Raw genomic sequence first — 21,654 nt, 5'->3', positions numbered from 1 at the left:
ATTCATACTACGTGCTACGCGCCGGCAAAGACGCCCCGAGGCCCTAGTGGGTGCCACCCTTGGAGCCGATGCTATCCTCTAGCGCAAAACCTCCGCCACCAGCCCTCAAAGAGAGCCTTTCAAACTGCTCCAATGAGATGACCACCACAACGCCACGTCCGTGTTTTTCTATCAGCACCGGCTCCGCACGCGCGGTGTCGATCAGAAGACCAAACCCGTTTTTTGCTTCTCGCGCCGACATCGTCTTCATCTTCAAGCCCCGCTGAAACGAAGTTGAGCCATTTAGGACGAAATGGCTCTTTCTCGCAATGGTCACTTGGGGGTGCAGCAGCTGCCACGCGTGCCAACTCATCACTGCAAAGCTCGCCCAAACCTCCTAAATTCTATAATAAAATCAAGTATTTGTTGATCTACCCTCGCTACATTTTTGTCGAGAGACAGAGGGCGTGAGCAGGAGGGGGTGTGCGAATTGCTGGGAGAGATGCCACATGCCTCAACCTTGCTGTGGGCTTGACGCTGTGTGGTCGCGCCCAAGAGCTATGTGAATAACTTGGCAGGGCCCGTGGCGATGGATCTTGAGTGCTGTAATTCCAGACCTCCGACCGCCGCAAACCGGGCGTGTATCCTCTCACCAAGATGACGGGGGTTGGACGTGTTGACTTGTACAGAGAGAGCCTCCTGGAGGATATCCCTTGCCTCGTCTTCCATGCTTCGCCCATGTTTCGCCGCCCTAAGTCGGAGGCGGCTTTCAAAGTCGTCATCCAATTTGCTGATCGTGATACTTCCCATGTGCGTCCCCAACCTCTTCCCAGTAGTTTGGCAGGGCTTGTAGTTCATGCAAGGGGTGATGCTTGAGCCGTGCTTCACGTCGGTCGAGGGAGCCAATGCGGCGTTGCAGCAGCCGTTCGACCCCGAGGGCGACCGCAACTGCCGGCAGCATCACTGCTTGGAGCAGCCCGGCTATTGCGGTCAAGGTCAATGCCATAATTGTGCCGTTAGACAGAGGGCCAACGGGAAGGTCAAACAAGTTGAAGCGCAGCCATCCGGACATATAGATCAGAGCTGAAGTAGATGAAATCAAATACAAAACGGCAAACAACCGCTTGAGTTCAAAGTCAGCGGCTTCAAGAACCGCCAGTCGTTGGCGGTTCCACCGCGGGGAGGCTTCCAGCACTCGTTTCACTCCGTGAGTAGTTCTATCCAGGTACGGACATCGTCCATGTCGATCGGCTTTCCTTCGAGGAGAGACCGATACCAGCGGGCCACGATGGCCCCGCGCTTTTCGCTTTTCAGTCGAATGTCGGATGAGGTAAGGAACTTGTCCAAGGCGACCTCGAACCGCTCAAGCGCAGCGAGATCATGTCCCGGACGGGCAGCCTCCATCCCCAGAAGGACCCACGACAGGTCGACCTGAAACCGGCGGTGCAGCTCAACCAGCGCCTCGACGGGGATCGAACGCTTGCCCAGTTCGTAGCTTTGGTAGGCCCGCAGCGACATCCCTAGGGATTCGGCCATTTTCGCCTGCGATATGCCGAGTTCGTTGCGTGTGATCGCAAGCCGCGCCCCAAGCGCCGTCAGATAGTCGTAGGGGCGTTGTGCCATCTTTCGTTCAAGACCACTTGCAGTTGCGTTCAAATGAATGCTAAACGCACATTTGAACGTCTTTGTTTCTCATCGCCCTCAAGTGCCGTCCCTAGGGTGGCACTTGAAGATTCGTGCCATCTTACGAAAAGGAGATAGTTTTGTCTCAGGAAAAGCTGTTCTCGCCCAGAGAACTCAGCCAGGCTGTCGGCATCAGCGTCACGCAAATTCGTGCGCTGATGAACGAGGGGCGGCTGGAATACCTCGCGATATCACCCAAAACCCGCCTGCTGACGATGAGCGGCTGGGAGAAGTTCCGGCAAACCGCCACACGGGCAGCCGGGCACACAGGCAATGATGCAAACAACCAGACTGCTGCCCATGTCGACGGTCAACCTGTCGGCCGGGCAGACCTGCAAACCGGCAAGGAATGAGGCGAAGCCCATGTCGACAACCAATCTCAACATCAGCGTGATCGAAAAGCGCATGTTCAAGGAGACGGAGGCGGCCAGCTATGCAGGCCTTCCCGTCAAGCACTTCAAGATCGCCTGCCCGGTGCAGCCGATCCAGCTGCGCCAGGGCGTGCTGCTCTGGGACAAGCGCGACCTTGATCTCTGGATCGACGATGTGAAGACCGGCACGCAGGCCACAACGCACGACGCCATCCTGGCGCGCCTCTGATGACAACGGTGCGCATCAAGGGCTTCAAGATCTTCAAGGATCGCCACGGTCGGATGCGCTGCTACCACCGCGAGACCGGCCAGAAAATCGACCTTTTGAAAGCCCCGATTGGATCGGCCGCCTTTTTCACCGAATGCGAGAAGATCACCGCCATCGCCGAGGCAAACAAGGCGAAGGCACCAAAGGTCGGCACGTTGGGCGGGCTGATCCAGTCCTATTACGAGACCGAGCATTTCAAGAATCTCGCCCCTGCGACGCGGCGCGACTACCGGCAATGCGCCGACTTTCTCGAGCCCATCCGCGACACCCCCATCCACACCATCGACACGCCACTTGTCGCAGGCATCCACGACAAGGCCGCGCAGAAGATCGGCTGGCGCCGTGCAAACATGCTGCGGACCTTCCTCAGCGAGGTCTTCCGCTTTGCCATCCCCAAGGGCCTGATCTCCGCCAACTTCGCCACCGGCGTGATCCCGAAGCCCCGCCCCGCGAAGCTCGCCTATGCCAACCGCCCGTGGGAGCCGGAGGAGTGCGACATCGTCTTGGAACACGCGCCCCCGCATGTGAGGGTGGTTCTGGCCGTCCTGATGAACACCGGCCTCGATCCCTCCGATGCGCTGAACCTTCGGCGCGACCAGATCGATGGGGAAACTATCTGGGGCGTGCGGGGCAAGACCGGGGTCGAAGTCGCCATTCCCATCGGCCCCACGTTGCACGCGGCCCTGAAACAGGCACCGCAGCACGACGCGCCCGCCCTGCTGGCCAATTCACGGGGCGAGCAATGGACCTACAACGGGTTTTCCACCGTCTGGCACCGCTTCAAGACGGGGCTAGAGGCCGAGGGGCTGATCCAGCCGGGCCTCACCCTCAAGGGCCTGCGCCACACCGTGGCTACCACGCTGCGCGAGGCGGGGCTGGACGAACGCCGCATCGCCGACCTTTTGGGGCAGAAAACCCTGTCAATGGCGAGGCACTATTCGCGCTCTGCCAACCTTGCAGCGAAGAACCGCGAGACGATGGCGACTCTCGAAACCGAGAACGCGCGGCGGGCGCGGATTGTCAAACCTTCCGCCAAGAGCGTCAAACCCGAACCGAAAGGTAAATCGGAATGAAAACAAAACCTAGCGATTTCAGGGATTTAAGTGGTGCCCAGAGCCGGAATCGAACCAGCGACACGCGGATTTTCAATCCGCTGCTCTACCAACTGAGCTATCTGGGCACAGGTTGCTTCGACAGTCGAGCCGAACCAATGTTGGTGCGCGCTTACTAGACGAGGGCGCGGGGGCTGTCCAGAGGCTATCGCCGGATTCTTGCGGAAAAAATTCCATTCCCGATGCTGCAGCGGGGGCCACGCGGCGAAGGTGCACCGGGCAAAGTTGCGGCGGATCCGAAAATCCGCCGCCTTGCCTGCGTCAGATCACCATGACCTGATCCGCCGTCAGATCAAGCCTGCCGGGAAGCGAGGCCAGCAAAATCATCGGAGCCTCGCCCGATCCATCGGCATCGTAAAAGAGATGCCCGGTGGTCGCGTCGTAGAGGATCCGCTGCTCCGGTGTCGTCGCTTCCGAGAACGAGGCAAACAGAACGAAGGCATCGGCCGCGAGATCTCCGAGGGCAAGCCCCGGGAAAAGTGACGAGTCGAGCGCAATCCGGTCCAGCGTCACGGTGAAGTCCTGAAACAGGTCGACATTCGACGGCCCAAGCGCGGTCGAGATCACGAATGTATCTGCTCCCGCCCCGCCGATGAGGGTGTCGGTGCCAGCACCTCCGACCAGCCAATCCGCTCCGCTCGCGCCGTCGAGCAGGTCTGCCCCTGCGCTCCCGGTCAACCGGTTCGCCGTCGCCGACCCGCGCAGCGTGTCGCCATAGGATGAGCCCTCCAGATCCTCGATCCCGCCGTAACTGTCGCCCAGCGCAAAGCCGCTGTTGGCCGCGGGATGGGTCAAATCGGCCGTCACCCCCGCCGTCGCATCGGCATAGCTTGCGCAGTCATGGCCCCCCGTCCCGCCGATCAGGCTGTCGCGTCCGGCGCCCCCCGTCAGCGTGTCATTCTCGCTGTCACCGGAAAGCGTATCATTGCCGCTGCCACCGCTCAGCCGGTCGGCGCCGCTTCCGCCCTCGACCGAGTCCGCCACGCGGGAGCCAAGGAACCTGTCCGCCCCGGCCTCGAGATGGAACGTGTTCGACTGCGCATAGCTGCTGATCCCGCTCAGATCGATCACATCGACCGTGGCGGTGCCCCAGTTCGCATAACCATCGAAGACCTCGATCGAGGCGGCGGCATCGAGGATCACATGATGCAGCGTTGCCCCGACCTGAAACCGGTCCGTGCCGCCGCCGCCCGCATAGCGGTCTTCGCCGAGGGACGACACCAGGGTGTCATTGCCCGCGCCCCCCTGCAGGTCGTCATCGCCGAAGCCGCCGTCGAGACTGTCATTGCCGTCACCGCCCCAGAGCCGGTCGTTGCCGTCATCGCCCGAAAGCGTATCCGACCCGCCATTGCCGATGAGCAGGTCGTTCCCGCTTCCGCCTGTCACCGTCTCGGCCAGATCGGAGCCGTGGAACGTGTCGTTGCCGTCGATCAGAAAGAACCGGTTCGAATTGCCGAAACTGCTGATCCCGGTCAGGTCGATCCTGTCGGAGAGGCTTGTCCCCCAGGTGTCGGAACTCTGATAGATCTCGATCGAGGCAGCCGCATCGAGTCGGAGCCGCCAGATTCCGATCCAATTGTCGTCGAACGTATCCGTACCGTCGCCGCCGCGCAGGGTATCGGTGCCCACGCAGGACAGGAACGTGTCGTTGCCAAGGCCGCCCTGCACGAGATCGTCATCATAGCCACCATCGAGAATGTCTTCGCCCGCGCCGCCCACAAGGGTGTCGTTGCCGACACCGCCCAGCAGCGTATCGCGGCCGTCATTGCCGCTCAGACTGTCGTTGCCGTCGCCGGCTTCGACATTTTCGGCCAGCGCACAGCCGCGGAAGCTGTCGTTTCCCCCGCCCAGCCAGAAAGTGCCGGCGTTTGAAAACGTCTGGATGCCGGTGATGTCGAAGAGATCGTCGCCCGCGCCGCCACGGACCAAGCCGCCCGACAGCACTTCGATCGAGGTCGCCGCATCGAGCATCAGCCAGTGCAGATCCACCCCGGACGACCAGTATTCATCCGTGCCATCGCCGCCACGGATGACATCGTTGCCGACCGACCCGCGGAAGAAATCGTTGCCGCCGCCGCCGTAAAGCGTGTCGTCGCCCAACTCGCCGTCGATGCTGTCGGCCCCGGCCCCGCCCTGTACGAAATCATTGCCGATCCCGGCATTGATCGTGTCATTGCCCGAGCCGCCATCGACACTGTCGACCCCGTCCCCGGCATAGATCACGTCATCTCCGCCATTGCCCAGCAACGTATCCTCGCCGCCATAGCCCGAGATCGTGTCGGCCCCGGCGGTTCCTGATTTGTAATCCGGGCCATCGGTGCCCTGAATGTCCAGCCCGATCGTGAAAAGCGTCTGCATCGTCATCTTCGTGCCCCCCCAGAGCCACGCGTGACCGGCGTCGCGTCCCTCCGCCCGATCACTCTCGGATTGCTGCGAAACGCGCCCTGTCCAGCTGCGCGCTGCCGACGCCCCCGACGACGCGGCGGCGGTGGAGTTTCAGTGGACAGGGTCGCGGATCGTCATGTGCAATTTCCCTTCGGAAAAAGGTGTCCGAGCCTTCTGCTGGGCCCGCACCCGGGCTTTCGCGCGGCACGACAACACCCGAAGTCTCCGCCCGCCTCGGGTCGCACGTCAAGTCGTCTTGGCGTCGCGGAGGGTGTCGCGGCCAGCGATCCCTGCCGCCGAGTCGCACCGGGATTCGGAGAATTAAATTCTATAATCGCGACCAATAAAGGCGCGATTATTTCCTTGATAATATCTACCAACTTTGTGTATATTTAAGGTGTCACGTTGATCACCCGCCGGAAAGGAGACGCCGATGATCCGCCATGCTCAGACCGCTCCCGCCGCAAGCCTGCGTGCGCCGATGCGGGGACAGATGACCTGCCTGGGACCGCGTCATCTGGGCCACCTCCCGGCACATCCGCTTTCGCAACCCCTTTCCTGATCGAGAGACACCATGCTGACCACGATTTCGCTCTCCCGCCACATCACCGCACAGGGTGTGAAAACCGCCGATCACTCCGACGGCCGCGTCACCATTGCGGATGGCAACCGCCGCCTGATCGGCTGGCCGATCTCCCGCCTCGCGCGCAGCACCACGGCCCTTCTGGCGCTGGTTCTGGCCAGCCTCACCGTCGCCCCGCAAGCCAAGGCCGAATCGTTGCTCAATGTCAGCTACGACCCGACGCGTGAACTTTATCGCGACATCAACGCCGCCTTCGCCGACTGGTGGGCCGCGCAGGGCCATGACGCGCCGCAGATCGAAACCTCGCACGGCGGCTCGGGTGCACAGGCCCGCGCGGTGATCGAGGGGCTGAATGCGCAGGTTGTCACCCTTGCGCTGGCCTCGGACATCGACAAGATCGCCAAGGCGGGCAAGCTGCCGAAGGATTGGCAGGGCACGCTGCCGCACAATTCCTCGCCCTATACCTCGACGATCGTCTTCCTGGTGCGCGAAGGCAACCCGAAGGGGATCAAGGACTGGGGCGATCTGGTCAAGGACGGGGTCGAGGTGATCACGCCGAACCCGAAGACCTCGGGCGGGGCGCGCTGGAACTATCTGGCCGCCTGGGCCTGGGCCGAGAAGAACGGCAAGGATCCGAAGGCATTCGAGCATGAACTCTTCGCCCATGTGCCGGTCCTCGACAGCGGCGCCCGCGGCGCGACGACGACCTTCGCCCAGCGCGGCATCGGCGATGTGCTGCTGGCCTGGGAAAACGAGGCCTATCTGTCGCTGAAGGAACTCGGCGACGATCAGTTCGACATCGTCGTGCCTTCGGTCTCGGTTCTGGCCGAGCCGCCGGTGGCGCTGGTCGAGGGCAACATCGCCAATGACGAACAAAAGGAACTGGCGACGGCCTATCTGAACTTCCTCTACAGCCCCGAGGGGCAGGCGATCGCCTACAAGAACTTCTACCGCGCCTGGGACACGTCGAAAGCCGATCCGGCCGATGTGGCGCGGTTCCCGAAACTGGAGCTTGTGGACATCGCGCATTTCGGCGGCTGGGCGAAAGCGCAGCCCGAGCATTTCGGCGACGGCGGCATCTTCGACCAGATCTACACGGCGAAATAAGCCCCGCCCGACACAAATCCCGGCGCCCCTTCGGGGGCGCCGTTCGTTTTGCCGCAACGACACGGCAGCGCGGGCGCATCAACGCTTCCTTGGCAGCTTTCCTGTCCTATTATCGCCACAACGACCGGAGAGAATTTCGCGAATCGGAAGAATCCGAAGGCTCCGGCCCGCCGCGAAGGGAGAGATGATGCGCAAGACCGCGCCGCAAGGTCCTGTCCTGCCAGCCGCCGTGCTGGCCGGCCTGATCGCTCTGGCGCCGCCGCTTGGCGCGGAAACGCCGCTTGCGGTCGAGCTTGTCACCGCCCATACCGCGCCGGTCTTCCTGCATTACGAGCTGTCGGGCAGCATCGAACCGGCCGAGGCCGTGCCGGTGGGGTTTCGCTCGGGCGGGCGGATCGTCACCCTGTCGGTGCAGGTGGGCGCGCAGGTCGAGGCCGGGCAGGTGCTGGCGGAGCTTGATCCGACGCAGGCTGCCGCGGCGCTGCGCGGGGCCAAGGCGCAGGCCGATGCCGCGGCGGCAATGCTGACGCAGGCGGAACAGGCGCTGGCCCGCGCGGCCGAGCTGACCCAGCGCGGCGCCGCGACGCAAGCCGCGCTTGACGCCGCGACCGAGGCGGCGCTCTCGGCCCGCTCGGCGCAGGATCAGGCCCAGGCCGGGCTGTCCAAAGCACGCCAGACACTGGCCGATTGCACGCTGACCGCCCCCGCCGCGGGCATCGTCACCGCGCGCTCGGCCGAACCTGGCCAGATCGTCGGCGCGGCGCAGACCGTGCTGACCATCGCCCGCGACGGCGCGCGCGAGGCGGTCTTTTATGTTCCTGATTTCCCCGCCCTCGACCGCTTTCGCGACCGCACCGTAACGCTGCGCCCGGTCGAAGGCACGGGGGCACCGCTTGAGGCTGTGGTCACCGAAATCGCGCCGCTTGTCGCGGGCGCCACCGGCACGGTCCGGGTCAAGGGCAAGCTGCGCGACGGCGCCATGGCCCCGGGCCTCGGCACGGCGATCGTCGCCGTCATCGACCTGCCGCTTGGCTCGGCGATGGCGCTGCCCTGGACGGTTCTGGTCACGAAGGACGGCGGACCGGCGGTCTGGACCATCGATCCCGACAGCAAACGGGCCGAACTGCGCCCGGTGCGGGTCTCGCGCTACACCGATCGCGGCATCGACGTGGCCGAGGGGATTTCCGAAGGCGCGCTGGTCGTGTCCCGCGGCGCGCATCTGCTTTACCCCGGCCGCGCCGTCACCGCGACGGAGACGACACCATGATGATCCGCCCGCTGCTGGCCCTGCTGCTGACCCTGACGCCAGCCCTTGCCGAAGAGCCTGCCCGCCCGGTCGTTTCGGAAATCGTCACCGGCTCTGCCATCGCCTCGCGCGATTTTCCCGGCGTGATCGCGGCCGAGGTGGAAACCACGCTCGGCTTTCAGACTGCGGGCCGGATCGAGACACGCCCGGTCGCGCTTGGCGACGCGGTCACCGCCGGACAGGTGCTGGCCACGCTCGATCAGGTGACGCTGGCCGAAGATGTCGCCGCCGCCGAAGCCGGTCTGCGCGCGGCCCGGGCCGAATCCGATTTTGCCACCCAAAGCCTTGCGCGGGCGCAAGAGCTCAGCCGCCGCGGGGTCGCGCCGCAAGCTGCGCTCGAAGCTGCCGAGGCCAAGGCCGCCGCCGCGCGCGCCAGCGTCGCCTCGGCCCGCGCCGATCTGACCCGCGCGCGCGATGCCGAGCGCTTCGGCCGCCTCACCGCGCCCACCGCGGGCGTCGTCAGCCTGATCCTGGCCGAGCCGGGCACCGTCGTCACCCCCGGCACGCCGGTCCTGCGTCTGGCGACCGCCGCCGGGTGCGAGGCGGTGATCGACGTGCCTGATGACATGCTGTCGGTGCTGCCGAAAGACGCCCGCTTTACCATCGAGACCCGTGGCGATGGCGCGCTGACCGCGCCCGGTCAATTGCGGCTGATCGAGCCCGTCGCCGATGCCTCGACCCGCGCGCATCGGCTGCGGATCTCGCTTGCCGATGGCGGCCACGCCTTCCGCCTTGGCACGCTCGTCACCGCAAGGCTCGATCAGCCCGAAGACGCGCTGCTGACCCTGCCCGCCGCCGCCATCCTGACCGACGCCGAGCCGTTCCGCGTCTGGCGCATCGGCACCGACCGGCGCGCCGAGGCGGTGCCGGTCACCCTCGGCCAGCCTCTCGGCGACCGCGTCGTCATCACCTCCGGCCTCGCCCCCGGCGACGAGGTGGCGATCCGCGGCATCCGCTCGCTCACACCGGGCCAACACCTCGGACCAAGGGTATCGCCATGAAGTTCAACCTGTCCGACTGGGCTTTGCGGCATCGCTCGATGGTCTGGTATCTGATCCTTGTCTCGCTCGTGGCGGGGGTGATGGCCTATCGCAACCTCGGCCGCGAGGAAGACCCCTCCTTCACCATCAAGATCATGATCGTGACCGCGGTCCTGCCAGGCGCCACCGCCGAGGAGACGCGCGAACAGGTCACCGACCGGATCGAGAAGAAGCTGCAGGAACTGCCGAACCTGAAATTCACCCGCTCGGAAACCTTCCCGGGCCGCGCCGTGGTGCAGATCGAACTGACCCCCGAAACAAGGGGCGAGGCCGTCACCCGGACCTGGCAGAAGGTCCGCAACATGATGGCCGACATCCGTCCCGATTTCCCGGCCGAATTCGCGGGTTTTTACTTCAACGACAGCTTCGGCGATGTCTACGGCTCGATCTACGCCTTCACCAGCGACGGGTTTTCCCCGCAAGAGGTCAAGGACCGGGTGGAAAAGGTCCGCTCGGCGGTGCTGACGCTGAAGGCGGCGGGCAAGGTTGAGCTCATTGGCACGCAAGATCCCGTTGTGCATGTGGAATTTTCCGCCCGCAAGCTGGCCGCGCTGGGGCTGGATCAGGCGCAGGTGCTGGGCACGCTCGCCGCGCAGAACGCCATCGTGCCCTCGGGCGTGATCCGGACCGAGGATGAGCTGGTCGCCGTGCGGATGTCGGGCCGCTTTGCCGATGCCGAGGAACTGGCCGCCGCGCCCTTGCGCGTGGGCGAGATCTTCTTTCGCCTCTCCGATGTCGCCACCGTCCGCGCCGGCTTCGAAGATCCGCCGGGCGATCTTTTCCGCTACAACGGCAAGCCCGCCGTGGGGCTGATCATCGGCATGAAACAGGGCGCCAACATCCTCGAATTCGGGGCGGAGCTGACGGCGCTGATGGACCGGATCGCCACCGAATTGCCGGTGGGGATCGAGTTGCACAAGGTTGCCGATCAGCCGCGGGTGGTCGAGGAGTCGGTCAACCACTTCCTGCGCTCGCTGGCCGAGGCGGTGGCGATCGTGCTCATCGTCTCCTTCATCTCGCTCGGCTGGCGGGCTGGGCTCGTTGTCACGATGTCGATCCCGCTCGTGCTGGCGCTGACCTTCGTCATTCTTGACGGCATGGGGGTGACGCTGCAACGGATCTCGCTCGGTGCCCTGATCATCGCGCTCGGGCTTCTGGTCGATGATGCGATGATCGCCATCGAAACGATGATCGCGCGGCTCGAGGCCGGGGATTCGATTGCCAAGGCCGCCGCGCACGCCTGGACCTCGATCGCCTTCCCGATGCTGTCGGGCACGCTCGTCACCGTCGCGGGCTTCATCCCGATCGGGCTGAACTCGTCGCAGGCAGGGGAATACACGCTCTCGCTGTTCTACGTCATCGCGATTTCGCTGATGCTGAGCTGGGTCGTCGCCGTCCTTTTCGCACCGCTGATCGGGGCCACCTTCCTGCCAAAGACGATGCCGCATCACGATCCGACCCCGGGTCTGTTGCGCCGCGCCTTCCACGGGCTTCTGCGCGGGGCGATGCGGGCGAAATGGCTGACCATCGTGCTGACGGTGGCGCTTTTTGGCACCGCGCTTTACGGCATGCGCCATATCGAGCAGCAGTTCTTCCCCGCCTCCGACCGGCCCGAGTTGCTGATCGACGTGACGATGCGGCAGAATTCGGCGATTGCCGCGACCGATGCCGCGATGGCCGAACTGGATCAATGGCTCGCCACCCGACCCGAGGCCGCCTATTGGACGACCTATGTCGGGCGGTCCTCGCCGCGGTTCCTGCTGTCGCTCGACGCGCCGACGCCGGTGCCCTTCATCGGCCAGATCGTCGTGATGACAAAGGGGCTCGAAGATCGCAACGCCCTGCGCGCAGCCTTGGCGGACCATGCCGCGAAACTGCCGGGTATCGACGTGTTCTCGAAACTGATCGAGCTTGGACCGCCCGTCGGCAAGCCGGTGCAATACCGGCTGATGGGGCCGGATCGTGGTCTTCTGCTGACCGAGGCGCAGGCTCTGGCCGAACAACTGGCGCAGGATTCGCGGCTGTCGAACATCACCATCGACGAGGGCGAGCCGGTGCGGGTGGCGCGGGTGGTTCTGGATCAGGAACGGCTGCGCCAGCTCGGCCTGACGCAAAAGGACGTGGCGCAGGCGCTGCAGACGCTCTTCGAAGGGGTCACCGTCACCGAATTGCGCGATGGCCAGACGCTGGTCGATGTCGTCGCCCGTGGCGCTGTGGCGGATCGGTCGTCGATCGCCTCGCTCGGCTCGTTGCAACTGCCCTCGCCCTCGGGCGTGCCGGTGCCGCTGCTCAGTTTCGCGACGCTCGATTGGCAGATGGAGCCGCCGGTTCTGCATGCGCGCAACCGGGTGCCGACGATCACGGTCAAGGCCGCGGTGGTGGGGGCGAACCAGCCCGCGACCGTCACCAGAGATCTTGCCCCGGCGATTGCCGCGCAGATGGCAAACCTGCCCGCCGGAACGACGATCGAGCCGGGCGGCGTGGCAGAGTCGAGCGGCGAAAGTCAGGCCCCGATCGTCGCCGTCGTGCCCTTGATGGTGCTGATCATCCTCACCCTCGTCATGGTGCAGATGCAAAGCTTCCGGCTGATGTTCATCGTGCTGGCCGTCGCGCCGCTCGGCCTGATCGGCGTCGTCGCGGCCATGCTGCCCTCGGGCCAACCGCTCGGCTTCGTCGCGATTCTGGGCGTGCTGGCGCTTGTCGGCATCCTGATCCGCAATTCGCTGATCCTGATGGCCGAGGTCGAGGAGCTGATCGAGGCCGGGCGCAGCCATTGGGACGCGGTATTCGAGGCCTCGGACAGCCGGGCCCGGCCGATCCTGCTGACCGCGGCGGCGGCCTCGCTGGCGCTGATCCCGATCTCGCGCGAGGTGTTCTGGGCGCCGATGGCCTTCGCGATGATGGGGGGGATCATCGCCGGAACGCTGATCACGCTGGTCTTCGCGCCGGCGCTCTATTGCGCCGTCTTCGGTGTGAAAGCGCCGCCCCGGCCACCGCGCCCCGAGCCCGAGGCTCTGCCCGGCAGGGTTTAACCCGCCGTTCACCAAATCCTGTCATCCTCGGGCATCGTCGTTGTCCGAGGCCTGCACATGCTGACGCCCCTGCCTTCGCCTGTCACACCGAGCCCGTTGCCCGCGGGCGTGCATTCCCTGTCCCTGCCGCAAGGCGCCCAGCTGCAGCGACACATGCAAAACGCGCTCGCAGAGCTGCCGCAGGGCGCCCCGCGCCCGGATGCGGCCGCGCAACCCCAGACCACCCAACCTCAAGGTGCGGGATCGCTGCCCTTGCCGGGGGCCACGCCCGAGCGCGGCGCCGCCGAGGCTCTGGCAAAGGCCGCAACCCTCACCGCCGAAGCGCTGGCCGGGACTGCAACGCCCAGTTCACAGGGCAGCGCGGCAACGCCGATGTCGCTTGTTGCGGCGCAGATGCTGGGCGTCGACACGACGGCCCTGCAGTCGGTTCTGGCGCAACAGGCCGCCACCCGCGCCCTGCCCGGCGCGCATCGGCGCGCGGAGCCGCATCACGACGATCCACCCGCGCCGCTGCTGTCGGCACCGGATGACGGCTTCGACCCGCATGCCCCGCATCCGCCCCCGGTTCTGCCCCATCCCCATGGCGCGCGCCCCCCGCCCGAGAGCGAGATCCCGGAAACGACGGCCGCCCCGAAAGATCGAAAACGCGCGCGGGAGAGTGGCACGGACCCGCCGCACAGACACGACCTGCCCGTTCCGACGCCGTTTGCCGACCTGACGCGGCGCCCGACACTCTGGACCATCGCGGGGGCGATCTTCACCGCCGTCTTCGTCGTCACGCTGCTGTTGATATGACCCGTGACCCACCGGCAAAGCAAAAGGCCGCCCCGAAGGACGGCCCTGAACCCGTGCGGGCGGACAAGATCTTACTTGATCTTGCCTTCCTTGTACTCGACGTGCTTGCGCACAACCGGGTCATACTTGTTGGCCGTCATCTTCTCGGTCATGGTACGGGCATTCTTCTTGGTCACATAGAAGTGCCCGGTGCCCGCCGTCGAGTTCAGACGGATCTTGATCGTCGTCGGCTTCGCCATTCTCAGTCTCCCAGAGTCGGATGCGCCTGCATCCGCGAAATCCTTGAAGCCTGCCTTTTAGTCAGCCATCGCGCGGAGTCAACCGCAAAGGCACGGGGATGCGCGTTTTTTCGCACCCCCGCGCGATAGGATCAGGGCTGCGGCTTGCCCATGCCCAGATGCACCTGCGCCACCGTCGCCGGATCCAGCGCCAAGGCCGTGGAAAGGTTGCGCAGATAGAGCTTTTCCGCCTCGGTGTCGACGGTGATCGCCATCAGCGCGGCCGAATAGACCTGCACCCGCGCCGCCTCATGCACATCGGACACGAGCCCCGGAATGTCGATCGGCGCATCGAGTTCGGCCTGCACGAAAGCCACTTCCTCGGGCGTCGCCTCGCCGAGCTGCGCCAGAATCTGCGCCTTTTCCGCGTCGTCGATGGTGCCATCGGCCTTGGCGGCCTGAATCATCGCCCGGATCATCAGCTTGGCATGTGCCTCGGCGCCCGCGGCGACAGACGGATCGGCCAGCGCCGTCGTCATCATCTCGCCGAGGCCCTTTGCCCCCGCACCAGCGGCTGCGGTCATGGAGCCGAACATCGACCCCAGGTTCGATTGCGCCGCATCGGTCGCCGCCGCGGCCTGGGTGCCGAAATTGGCCAGAAGCTGGCTGACCGTCTCCTTGCCGCCCGGCACGCCCATCTTGGCCGCCCAGTCGCCCATCTGTTCGGCCATACCGCCGGGCTTGCCCGCATCGCGCAGCGCCCCCTTCATGCCTTCAAGGCCGCCCATCTGCTGGAACTTCTGCACGCCCTTGGCGGCAGCAAAGCCGACGGCCAGCGTGGCCAGTGTCTTGACGAAACTCATCCCATTCCCCCCGTTCTGGTGTGGTCGCGAATACTGCCCGGGCCAGCCTTGCCCGAAGCGCCTCAGAGTTTTTCCATCATCGCCGCATAGATCGCGCGGACCTCGGCCGCGACCTTGCGCGCGCCCTCTTCCTCGACCGCCGCGAAAGAGGCGACAGGATCGACGGCCGAAACCTCGACGCCGCCGTCCACCGCGCGCAGCATGACGTTGCAGGGCAGCATCGCCCCGATTCGCGGCGAGGATTCGATCGCGGCGAAGGCATGGCCCGGATGGCAGGCGCCAAGGATCTTGTACGCCGTCATGTCGCGGTCGAGTTTCTTCTTCATCGTCGCGGCAACGTCGATTTCGGTGATGACGCCAAAGCCGTTCTCGGCCAGCGCCGCGCGCGTGCGGGCTTCGGCCTCTTCAAAGCTGACGCCGGTCAGCAGGCGGTCGATCGTGTAGCCCATGATGTCCTCCATTCTGGGTCCCCCCCAATCTCGGAGCGCAGGCCGTCCGGTGCAAGGGTGAAACGGAGGCGGCCCGTCTTTGTTCAAGCGAGGACACGCAGGACGGCATGGCACGCATCAGTGCCAGCGCGCGCTTTCGACGGCAGGATCTGGATGGTCCGCCTGTGGTGCGGCAAACGGTCTGAATGCGTGGCGATCCTGTCCGGCCCCCTTCAAGCCCGGACAGGCTCTTCTCGCGCTCCGGTTGCCCGATCCGTCGCGCGGGTCTAGTCTTCACCTCGAGCCGAAAGCGGAATGGTGACCCCATGGAACGACGCAGCTTTCTTGCCTTTGCCGGTGGCGCCCTGTGTCTTCGGGCAGTTCCAGCCTGCGCCGCCCCCGCGCGCGCGCTGCGCGAGATCGCCAGCCCCAAAGGCATCGCGATCGGATCCATCTTCAGTCATGCGGCCTCGGAAGACGAGAGGCAGTTGATCCGGCAGCATTGCGACGTCGTGGTGACGGAGAATGCGCTCAAGCCGAACTGGCTCTACAGGGCATTGATCAAACCGGGTACATTGCAGAGCGAAAAGGCTTGCGGGGATGTTTCGCCCTTGCAGGACAAGGACGAAACCTGCCTGAAACTCGTCGACACGACCCTCGACTTTGCGAAGGCGTCGAACCTCGGCATTCACGGCCACCCGGTCTATTGGGCAAAACACGGTCTTCCCGGCATCGAAGCCCTCGACGAAGACAGCTACACGGCGGCTTGGGAAGCGCATATCGAGCGTCTGGTCGCCCATGTGCCGGATGCCGTGTCCTGGGACGTGATCAACGAACCTTTCAGCAAGGATCTGGACAGACTGCGCGCGGGAGGGTCAATGGCGCTCGAAGCGGACAAGGTCCTTGGTGCCGATTGGGAACGCCTGCTCGATCACTATGCCTTCGTCATCAAGACGCTGCGACGCGTGCTTGAGCCGCATCAGAAAACCCCGCGGTTGCTGCTGAACGAAGCGGAACTTGACGGCACAGGCGACGCCCATCAACGGAAACGCGCGCTTCTGCCCGCGCTGCTGGCAGGTCTGGAAAGTCGCCACGCCAAGCTCGATGGCGTCGGTCTGCAATGCCACCTGTCGATGCGATCCCGTCCCGACGGCGCCGCCACGGCGACATTCATCCGGAATCTCGCGGCGGACGGCTATGTGGCGCATATCTCCGAGCTGGATTTTCGGGCGACCTGCGGGACCGCGGATAGTGCAGAGGCCGTCCAGGCATCTTACGTCGGGGATTTCCTCGATCAAGTCCTTGCCGAGCCCTCGGTCAAACGGCTCAGCTTCTGGGGGTTGAGCGACGAAAACCACGTTTTCACCCGAGACAGGCGCGACGACTTCGCAAAGCTGAGCCCGACACTCTTCGGCGCAAACCGGCGTCCGAAAGCGGTGTTTGACCGGATCGTGGCGGCGATCGAGGCCGCGCCGGAAAGATAAGTCCGCAGACCGGGGGGGCGGCAAGCGCTGTTCATCGCAAAGCGTGACGGCCCAATTCTCGGCTCCGGCGTCATGCCCGCGCAGAACCGGGCAGGAAGGGGGCAGCGATTGCCCCCTCCCGCAAAGATTTCACGCCATGGCGTTCACTGTGCCGCCATCGCGAAGGGCAGAGCGTGATCCGGGCTTGCAGTCGTCAGGCCCATCGTGTCGAGCGCGATCATCCGTTCCTCGTCGGTCGGCACGACGAGCGTCGCCACGCGCGAACCGGCCGCGCTGATGTTCGGATGACCGCCGCGGGCAATCGCATTTGCCCGTGCGTCGATCGAGATGCCAAGGAAGCCCAGATCCTCGCAGACGAGCCCGCGCACCCGGGCGCTGTTCTCGCCGATGCCCGCGGTCGGCGGTCACATCATCAACGCCAACTGCTTGCCGAAGTGACCGACCTGCTCTCCGATCCGGCCGCGGATCCCGGCCTGACTGCGAGCGACCGCATCGAGACGGTGCGCAATTCCATCGAGCGCAACCTGCACAAGTCGGTCACGCTCGAAGACGCGGCCGAGCATGCCCATGTCAGTCCGTGCTACCTGAGCCGTCTATTCCATCGGCAGATGGAGATGACCTTCATCGCTTGTGTGAAGCTGCGTCGTATCGAGCGGGCGAAGGACCTGCTGTCTGGGTCAAGCCTGCCGATCGTCAATGTGGCGCTCGATCTGGCCTATCAGGACGCGAATTATTTCTGCAAGGCGTTCAAGACGGAAGTCGGCGCCTCGCCCCCCGAATTCCGTCGCGCCAGTCGCCCGTCGGGCAGCCCGACGGGGGCGTGAGCGCGATCCGCCTGAGGACGAAAGGACGGAGGAGATCTGCCCCGCGCGAGCGGGAGACGCCCTATGTCAAGACATCGGCGCCGCCCCACCCCAAGCCCGCCGTTCACGGCAAAGATGGGGATGGTCACAGTGAAATCCCGGCCTCAGAGCCAGATCACCTGATCCAGCAGAGGCGGGGATTGCGCAGCCATATTGTCGTCGCCAAGATCACGACCGGCCGGTCAATCCATCCGCTGCACCAGCCTGTGGGTAACTGCAAACCCCGGCGGAGTCTTGCATGCAATGCGTTTCAGCAGCCGCAGACGATACATGCTGTTCATTCTCTTGACAAATCTGTAGTATATGAATGGAGCGCAACCGATGAAGGTGTGAGATGACATCTTGTGGCGAGTTGAAAACGAAATGAAAGTAATCCCGCGGCAGAGGATTGAAGCCAAGAAAGGCGAACGCACCAGTGCTTTCAAAGAAGTAAAGCGTATGCGCAAAGAGTTTGGTGTCGCCGCTGGGATGCTGAAAAGCGCTCTTGAAGAATGGTGCTGTGGAAAATGAAGCCGGTCCTCCCGTCTTTGAGTATTGTAGTTGTTACTCATAACAGAAGTGAGCTTTTGAAGCGCGCGCTCTCATCCATATTGAAATGCGCCAAAGATGGCTATGAAATTATTCTTTGCGCAGATGATAGCAGTGCGGAGACAATCGAAGTCGCAAAAAATTTTTTGCGCGCCCAGGATTCGTTTATTAGAATACCAAGCATGAGGGGGCCGGCAGAAAGCAGAAATATCGGCGCGAAAGTTGCAAGAGGTAAATGGATCTTATTTGTGGATGACGATGATACATTCGGTGATCAGCACATTGATGAAATTCTAGCGATATTGCCTGAAGAAAAAAATAAAGTTTTGTATTTTAACTATAAGAGAGTAGTGGAAAGTCGCGAGGGTCCGCCTTTCATTCAGCTGGACAGCAAGTTAATGGATATTTCAAATCGCGATCCAGTTGAGCTCCTTATTCGAAACTTTATCCCCATGCATGCTCTGGTTTTTTCGGCGGAGCTTTTTGCCAGGCACGCCTTTGATTCGCAGTTGCAATCCCATGAAGATTGGGATTTTTTAATTTCCCTGCTAACTTCGGGCGCGGATTTTGAGTGGGTTGATTGTGGAAGAAGTGATGGCGTGGTGGTTCATATTGATGCGTCCAGCACATCAAGAAATCGGGTCGCCGATACAGCGCTGGATTACCTGAGTATCTACAGAAAATGGCCGGCAACGGACATGTCAATAAAACAAGTGCGCTCAAATCTGCTGGATTGCATGGGCATTAAAATTGATTGTGGCGCCTTGTAGATATTTTTGAAACCTGAAGCGTATGCGGCGGCCACGGCCCATTGATATTTTTCTTGCGGGTGTCTGAGGAGCGAGCGGACGGGTGCGCGTTGCGGCTTTGTATCGCCCCTCAAATGATCTCACTGGGGAATCCCGGATGAGTTCATTTCACGAGATCTGAGGGGCCTCATTTTCCGCTACCCGGGCATAGGCCCATGGCATCAGCGCGTCGATGTTGCTGGCCAGGTGGCCATTGGCGAGGCGGGTGAAGAGATCGCGCAGATAGGCGTAAGGCTCGACACCGTTCATCTTGCAGGTGCCGATCAGGCTGGCGAAGCGCGCCCAGTTGCGGCCGCCCTCGTCGTGACCTGCAAAGAGCGCATTGCGGCGGTTCATCGCCGGGCTGCGGATGGCGTTCTCGACCAGGTTCGAGTCCATGTCGACCCGGCCATCGTCGAGGAAACGCCGGAAGCCGTCCTCGCGCTTGAGCATGTAGATCATCGCCTTGCCGAGGTCGGTTTTGCTCGAGACCCGCTTGGCCTGGGCCGCGAGCCAGAGGAAGAACGCATCCACCAACGGGCGGGAGAGGTCCTGCCGCATCGCCCGGCGTCGGTCGGGCGCGGCGCCACGGATGGCGTTCTCGATCTTGTAAAGCGCGGCGATGCGCAAAAGCGCCTCGTCGACGATGGGTGAGCCTGTCTTTGGCTTGGCCTTGATCAACTGGCGTCGGCCGTGCGCCCAACAGAACGCCAGCTGCAAAGGCTTGCCGCCCGCGCGTTTCGGCGTGGCCAGATGGGTATAGGCGCCATAGGCATCGACCTGGATCGTGCCCTCGAATCCCGCGAGGATTTCGTCGGCATATGTGCCCTTCCGACCGGGGCGATAGTGGAACACCACCCCCGGAGGCGCCGTCCCGCCCCAGCCGCGATCATCGCGCAGCACCGCCCAGAGATAGCCGGTCTTGGTTCTGCCTTTCCCGGGGTCCAGCACCGGGGCCGTCGTTTCGTCGACGTAAAGACGCGTGCTTTCCGCGATCAGGCGCTTGGCCATGTGCTCGACCACGGGGGCGATCAGCGCGCCGGTGCGGCCCATCCAGTCGGCCAGAACCGAGCGGTCGATCGGCACGCCATGCCGCGCCATCACCACCGCCTGGCGGTTCAGCGGCATATGCTCGGAATGCTTTGAGACGGCGATTTGCGCCAGAAGCGCCTCGGTCGGCCAACTCCCCTCAAGCAGATGCGCGGGAGCTTTGGCTTGCACCACCCCCGTGCGCCCTTTCGGGCAGGCATATCGGGGGCGGATCGTGGCGATCACCTGATAGCGCGCCGGGATGTAATCGAGCCGCTCGGTCTTGTCTTCGCCGATCCGGACCATGTCGCCACAGCCGCAGGGACAGATGATGCTTTCGGGCTCGATCACCCGCTCGACCCGCGGCAGGCTTTCGGGCAGCGCCCTGGCTTTGCGCGGGGCCCGCGGCGTGCGTTTCTCGGGGTCCGGTTCACTGGCGGCGATCCGATCTTCGACGGCGGCAATCTGGGCCTGTGTTTCGGCGATCGCCGTTTCCAGATCTTCCAGCGCCAATTCCAGCTGCGCCGGATCGAGCTTTTCCGACTTCGGCCCGAACTTTGTGCGCCGGTAATCCTGAACCTGACCTTCCAGCTTGGCGAGCAGCGCCTTCAGCTCGGCGATGAAGGCGTCCTTCTCGGCCCCAACCGCCTGCTCATGCTCCCGTGCGGCGCGCTCCACCGAGGCCTCGAACCGGGCCGCTTCCAACGCCGCCTGTTGGGCCGCAAAGGCCTGCACCACCTCGGGCGGCAGGTCCGGAAACTGGCTGAGATCGAAAGGCTGCGACATGCGCCTTTCTACCCGATCCGGGAGGGAAAACCCAATAAAACAAACCCAAAATCTGCCCGCCGAGTCATCCCGCCGCAGTCGGCGCCTGCACCCGCTGTGCCAGAACCCGGCGCCAGTCGAGGCCCTCGAACAAGGCCTCGAACTGCGCCCGCGAAAGTCGCATCACCCCGTCCTGCACCTTCGGCCAGGCGAAGCTGCCCTGTTCCAAAACCTTGTAGATCAGCACCATCCCGGTTCCGTCCCACACCAGGATCTTCAGCCGGTCGCCGCGCTTCGAACGGAACACCACCGTCACCCCGGAATGCGGGTCGAGCTTCAGCTCGCTCTGCACCATCAGCGCCAGCGCCTGATGCCCGCAGCGAAAGTCCACCGGCTTCGTCGCGATCAAGACAGGCAGCCGCTGGCCCGCGACGATCATGCCAGATCCCGCAGGGCTTTGACCAGTTCGGCCACCCGAGCGCCCGGAATGCCGTCGGGAACCCGCAACACGATGACCTTGCCGATCTCGATACTCAGGCCTTCGGTCGCGGCCGCCGCGTCGCCGTCAAGCGCCGGTTCCACCGACAGCGGCACGAAAGCAGCGGCGAAGCCTGCAACCGCCTCCTCGGGCAAGGCCAGACGCCCAGCCCGCGCCTGACGGCGCCAATCCGACAGCTGGTGCGGCAGAACCCCATGACGACGCGCGACATCGCCGACCCGCGCGCCGTGCCGAAAACTCTCCGCCACGATCCGGGCCTTAACTTCGTCCGGCCAACGCCGGTATCCCCGTGTCCGCGCGATCACATCGATCCGGCCACCAAAACCTTCGCCTCCATCCGCCATCACGGCCTCCTTCTGAAACTTCAGAAGGAAAATCGCCGTTCACGCGACCGGCTGGAACCGACGATATCAATGGGTCAGAGACGGCGCTTTGGCCTGCTGCCGGTTTCGTGGACAGCTGGTTAAGCTAGCATAGCGCGGGCCTCGAACTCCATGGGGCTGAGATAGCCCAGTTTCGAATGCCGTC

The 21,654-nt window shown here is 64.0% G+C and carries 24 protein-coding genes and 1 tRNA gene; 12 read left to right on the top strand and 13 right to left on the bottom strand.

Translation table 11 applies throughout. The features are described from left to right. Positions 1-43 precede the first annotated feature (43 nt). From C8J30_RS16895 to C8J30_RS16885, 4 genes are all read right to left on the bottom strand, one after another. Positions 44-250 (bottom strand): type II toxin-antitoxin system Phd/YefM family antitoxin, encoded by a 207-nt coding sequence (locus tag C8J30_RS16895; protein WP_110807120.1) that lies wholly within the window; start codon positions 248-250, stop codon positions 44-46. A gap of 287 nt (positions 251-537) precedes the next feature. Further along, a complete protein-coding gene (locus tag C8J30_RS19410) occupies positions 538-789 on the bottom strand; it encodes a FitA-like ribbon-helix-helix domain-containing protein (protein ID WP_110807118.1) in 252 nt (83 codons plus the stop codon). Further along, on the bottom strand, positions 758-1,174 hold the full coding sequence (locus tag C8J30_RS18400) for a hypothetical protein (protein ID WP_146227948.1): 417 nt from the start codon (positions 1,172-1,174) through the stop codon (positions 758-760). The genes C8J30_RS19410 and C8J30_RS18400 overlap by 32 nt, the downstream gene beginning before the upstream one ends. Positions 1,175-1,179: 5 nt before the next feature. Then, positions 1,180-1,602 carry a helix-turn-helix domain-containing protein gene (locus C8J30_RS16885; protein WP_110807092.1) on the bottom strand — a complete coding sequence of 141 codons (423 nt, stop codon included), beginning with the start codon at positions 1,600-1,602 and terminating at the stop codon, positions 1,180-1,182. 140 nt (positions 1,603-1,742) lie between these two features. On the opposite strand from C8J30_RS16885, the gene C8J30_RS18395 reads away from it, so the two are divergent. From C8J30_RS18395 to C8J30_RS16875, 3 genes are read left to right on the top strand one after another with little or no spacing between them, the layout of a single operon-like run. Next, entirely contained in the window at positions 1,743-2,015 is a 273-nt protein-coding gene (locus C8J30_RS18395) for a hypothetical protein (RefSeq protein WP_146227947.1), read from the top strand. Then, positions 1,963-2,262, top strand: a complete 300-nt coding sequence (locus C8J30_RS16880; protein WP_245909896.1) for a hypothetical protein — start codon at positions 1,963-1,965, stop codon at positions 2,260-2,262. The genes C8J30_RS18395 and C8J30_RS16880 overlap by 53 nt, the downstream gene beginning before the upstream one ends. Continuing rightward, the gene (locus C8J30_RS16875; RefSeq protein ID WP_110807089.1) at positions 2,262-3,374 is read left to right on the top strand and encodes a tyrosine-type recombinase/integrase; all 1,113 of its coding nucleotides are present in this window, start codon (positions 2,262-2,264) and stop codon (positions 3,372-3,374) included. The genes C8J30_RS16880 and C8J30_RS16875 overlap by 1 nt, the downstream gene beginning before the upstream one ends. A 31-nt stretch (positions 3,375-3,405) precedes the next feature. On the opposite strand, the gene C8J30_RS16870 is transcribed toward C8J30_RS16875, so the two are convergent. Together C8J30_RS16870 and C8J30_RS19280 are read right to left on the bottom strand one after the other, a co-directional pair. Continuing rightward, positions 3,406-3,481: transfer RNA gene (locus tag C8J30_RS16870), tRNA-Phe, on the bottom strand. Between the two features lie 193 nt (positions 3,482-3,674). Then, complete coding sequence (locus C8J30_RS19280) at positions 3,675-5,771, bottom strand: calcium-binding protein (protein WP_181420929.1); 2,097 nt, start codon at positions 5,769-5,771, stop codon at positions 3,675-3,677. Positions 5,772-6,372: 601 nt separating this feature from the next. Between C8J30_RS19280 and C8J30_RS16860 the strand changes: the two genes are divergently transcribed. The 5 genes from C8J30_RS16860 to C8J30_RS16840 all read left to right on the top strand — a co-directional run bounded on the left by C8J30_RS16860 (position 6,373) and on the right by C8J30_RS16840 (position 13,661). Then, positions 6,373-7,488 carry a sulfate ABC transporter substrate-binding protein gene (locus C8J30_RS16860; RefSeq protein WP_245909894.1) on the top strand — a complete coding sequence of 372 codons (1,116 nt, stop codon included), beginning with the start codon at positions 6,373-6,375 and terminating at the stop codon, positions 7,486-7,488. Between the two features lie 184 nt (positions 7,489-7,672). Continuing rightward, on the top strand, positions 7,673-8,755 hold the full coding sequence (locus tag C8J30_RS16855) for an efflux RND transporter periplasmic adaptor subunit (protein ID WP_110807085.1): 1,083 nt from the start codon (positions 7,673-7,675) through the stop codon (positions 8,753-8,755). Beyond that, positions 8,752-9,795 (top strand): efflux RND transporter periplasmic adaptor subunit, encoded by a 1,044-nt coding sequence (locus tag C8J30_RS16850; protein WP_110807083.1) that lies wholly within the window; start codon positions 8,752-8,754, stop codon positions 9,793-9,795. Before C8J30_RS16855 ends, C8J30_RS16850 begins: the two co-directional genes overlap by 4 nt. Next, positions 9,792-12,866, top strand: a complete 3,075-nt coding sequence (locus tag C8J30_RS16845; protein WP_110807081.1) for an efflux RND transporter permease subunit — start codon at positions 9,792-9,794, stop codon at positions 12,864-12,866. The genes C8J30_RS16850 and C8J30_RS16845 overlap by 4 nt, the downstream gene beginning before the upstream one ends. Positions 12,867-13,019: 153 nt before the next feature. Then, on the top strand, positions 13,020-13,661 hold the full coding sequence (locus tag C8J30_RS16840) for a hypothetical protein (RefSeq protein ID WP_110807079.1): 642 nt from the start codon (positions 13,020-13,022) through the stop codon (positions 13,659-13,661). Positions 13,662-13,732: 71 nt separating this feature from the next. On the opposite strand, the gene rpmG is transcribed toward C8J30_RS16840, so the two are convergent. The 3 genes from rpmG to C8J30_RS16825 form a co-directional block, all read right to left on the bottom strand. Next, complete coding sequence (gene rpmG, locus C8J30_RS16835; protein WP_107324777.1) at positions 13,733-13,900, bottom strand: 50S ribosomal protein L33; 168 nt, start codon at positions 13,898-13,900, stop codon at positions 13,733-13,735. 131 nt (positions 13,901-14,031) lie between these two features. After that, positions 14,032-14,742: a DUF533 domain-containing protein gene (locus C8J30_RS16830; protein ID WP_110807077.1), complete on the bottom strand. Its 711-nt coding sequence runs from the start codon at positions 14,740-14,742 to the stop codon at positions 14,032-14,034. 62 nt (positions 14,743-14,804) lie between these two features. Then, on the bottom strand, positions 14,805-15,191 hold the full coding sequence (locus C8J30_RS16825; RefSeq protein WP_110807112.1) for a DUF302 domain-containing protein: 387 nt from the start codon (positions 15,189-15,191) through the stop codon (positions 14,805-14,807). Between the two features lie 305 nt (positions 15,192-15,496). Here C8J30_RS16825 and C8J30_RS16820 point away from each other — a divergent pair, with 305 nt between their 5' ends. Continuing rightward, positions 15,497-16,654, top strand: coding sequence for an endo-1,4-beta-xylanase (locus tag C8J30_RS16820; RefSeq protein ID WP_181420928.1), 1,158 nt, complete (start codon positions 15,497-15,499; stop codon positions 16,652-16,654). Positions 16,655-16,797: 143 nt separating this feature from the next. Here C8J30_RS16820 and C8J30_RS16815 read toward each other — a convergent pair whose 3' ends face one another. Next, entirely contained in the window at positions 16,798-17,022 is a 225-nt protein-coding gene (locus C8J30_RS16815) for a hypothetical protein (RefSeq protein WP_245909892.1), read from the bottom strand. A 66-nt stretch (positions 17,023-17,088) separates the two neighbouring features. On the opposite strand from C8J30_RS16815, the gene C8J30_RS16810 reads away from it, so the two are divergent. From C8J30_RS16810 to C8J30_RS16805, 3 genes are all read left to right on the top strand, one after another. Continuing rightward, entirely contained in the window at positions 17,089-17,478 is a 390-nt protein-coding gene (locus C8J30_RS16810) for a helix-turn-helix domain-containing protein (protein WP_245909890.1), read from the top strand. A gap of 402 nt (positions 17,479-17,880) precedes the next feature. Further along, positions 17,881-18,027, top strand: coding sequence for a hypothetical protein (locus C8J30_RS18740; protein WP_220033815.1), 147 nt, complete (start codon positions 17,881-17,883; stop codon positions 18,025-18,027). Next, positions 18,009-18,815, top strand: a complete 807-nt coding sequence (locus C8J30_RS16805) for a glycosyltransferase family 2 protein (protein WP_110807072.1) — start codon at positions 18,009-18,011, stop codon at positions 18,813-18,815. Before C8J30_RS18740 ends, C8J30_RS16805 begins: the two co-directional genes overlap by 19 nt. Positions 18,816-18,962: 147 nt before the next feature. Here C8J30_RS16805 and tnpC read toward each other — a convergent pair whose 3' ends face one another. The 3 genes from tnpC to tnpA form a co-directional block, all read right to left on the bottom strand. Beyond that, on the bottom strand, positions 18,963-20,648 hold the full coding sequence (gene tnpC, locus C8J30_RS16800) for an IS66 family transposase (protein WP_110807070.1): 1,686 nt from the start codon (positions 20,646-20,648) through the stop codon (positions 18,963-18,965). Positions 20,649-20,712: 64 nt separating this feature from the next. Beyond that, positions 20,713-21,066, bottom strand: coding sequence for an IS66 family insertion sequence element accessory protein TnpB (gene tnpB, locus C8J30_RS16795; protein WP_110807068.1), 354 nt, complete (start codon positions 21,064-21,066; stop codon positions 20,713-20,715). Continuing rightward, positions 21,063-21,470, bottom strand: coding sequence for an IS66-like element accessory protein TnpA (gene tnpA / locus C8J30_RS16790; protein WP_110807066.1), 408 nt, complete (start codon positions 21,468-21,470; stop codon positions 21,063-21,065). Before tnpA ends, tnpB begins: the two co-directional genes overlap by 4 nt. Between the last annotated feature and the right edge of the window lie 184 nt (positions 21,471-21,654).

It is taken from the genome of Rhodobacter viridis, assembly GCF_003217355.1.
Classification (GTDB): Bacteria; Pseudomonadota; Alphaproteobacteria; order Rhodobacterales; family Rhodobacteraceae; genus Rhodobacter; species Rhodobacter viridis.
Note: the sequence above shows the minus strand (reverse complement) of the source record. Positions and strands in the feature narration are given on the sequence as shown.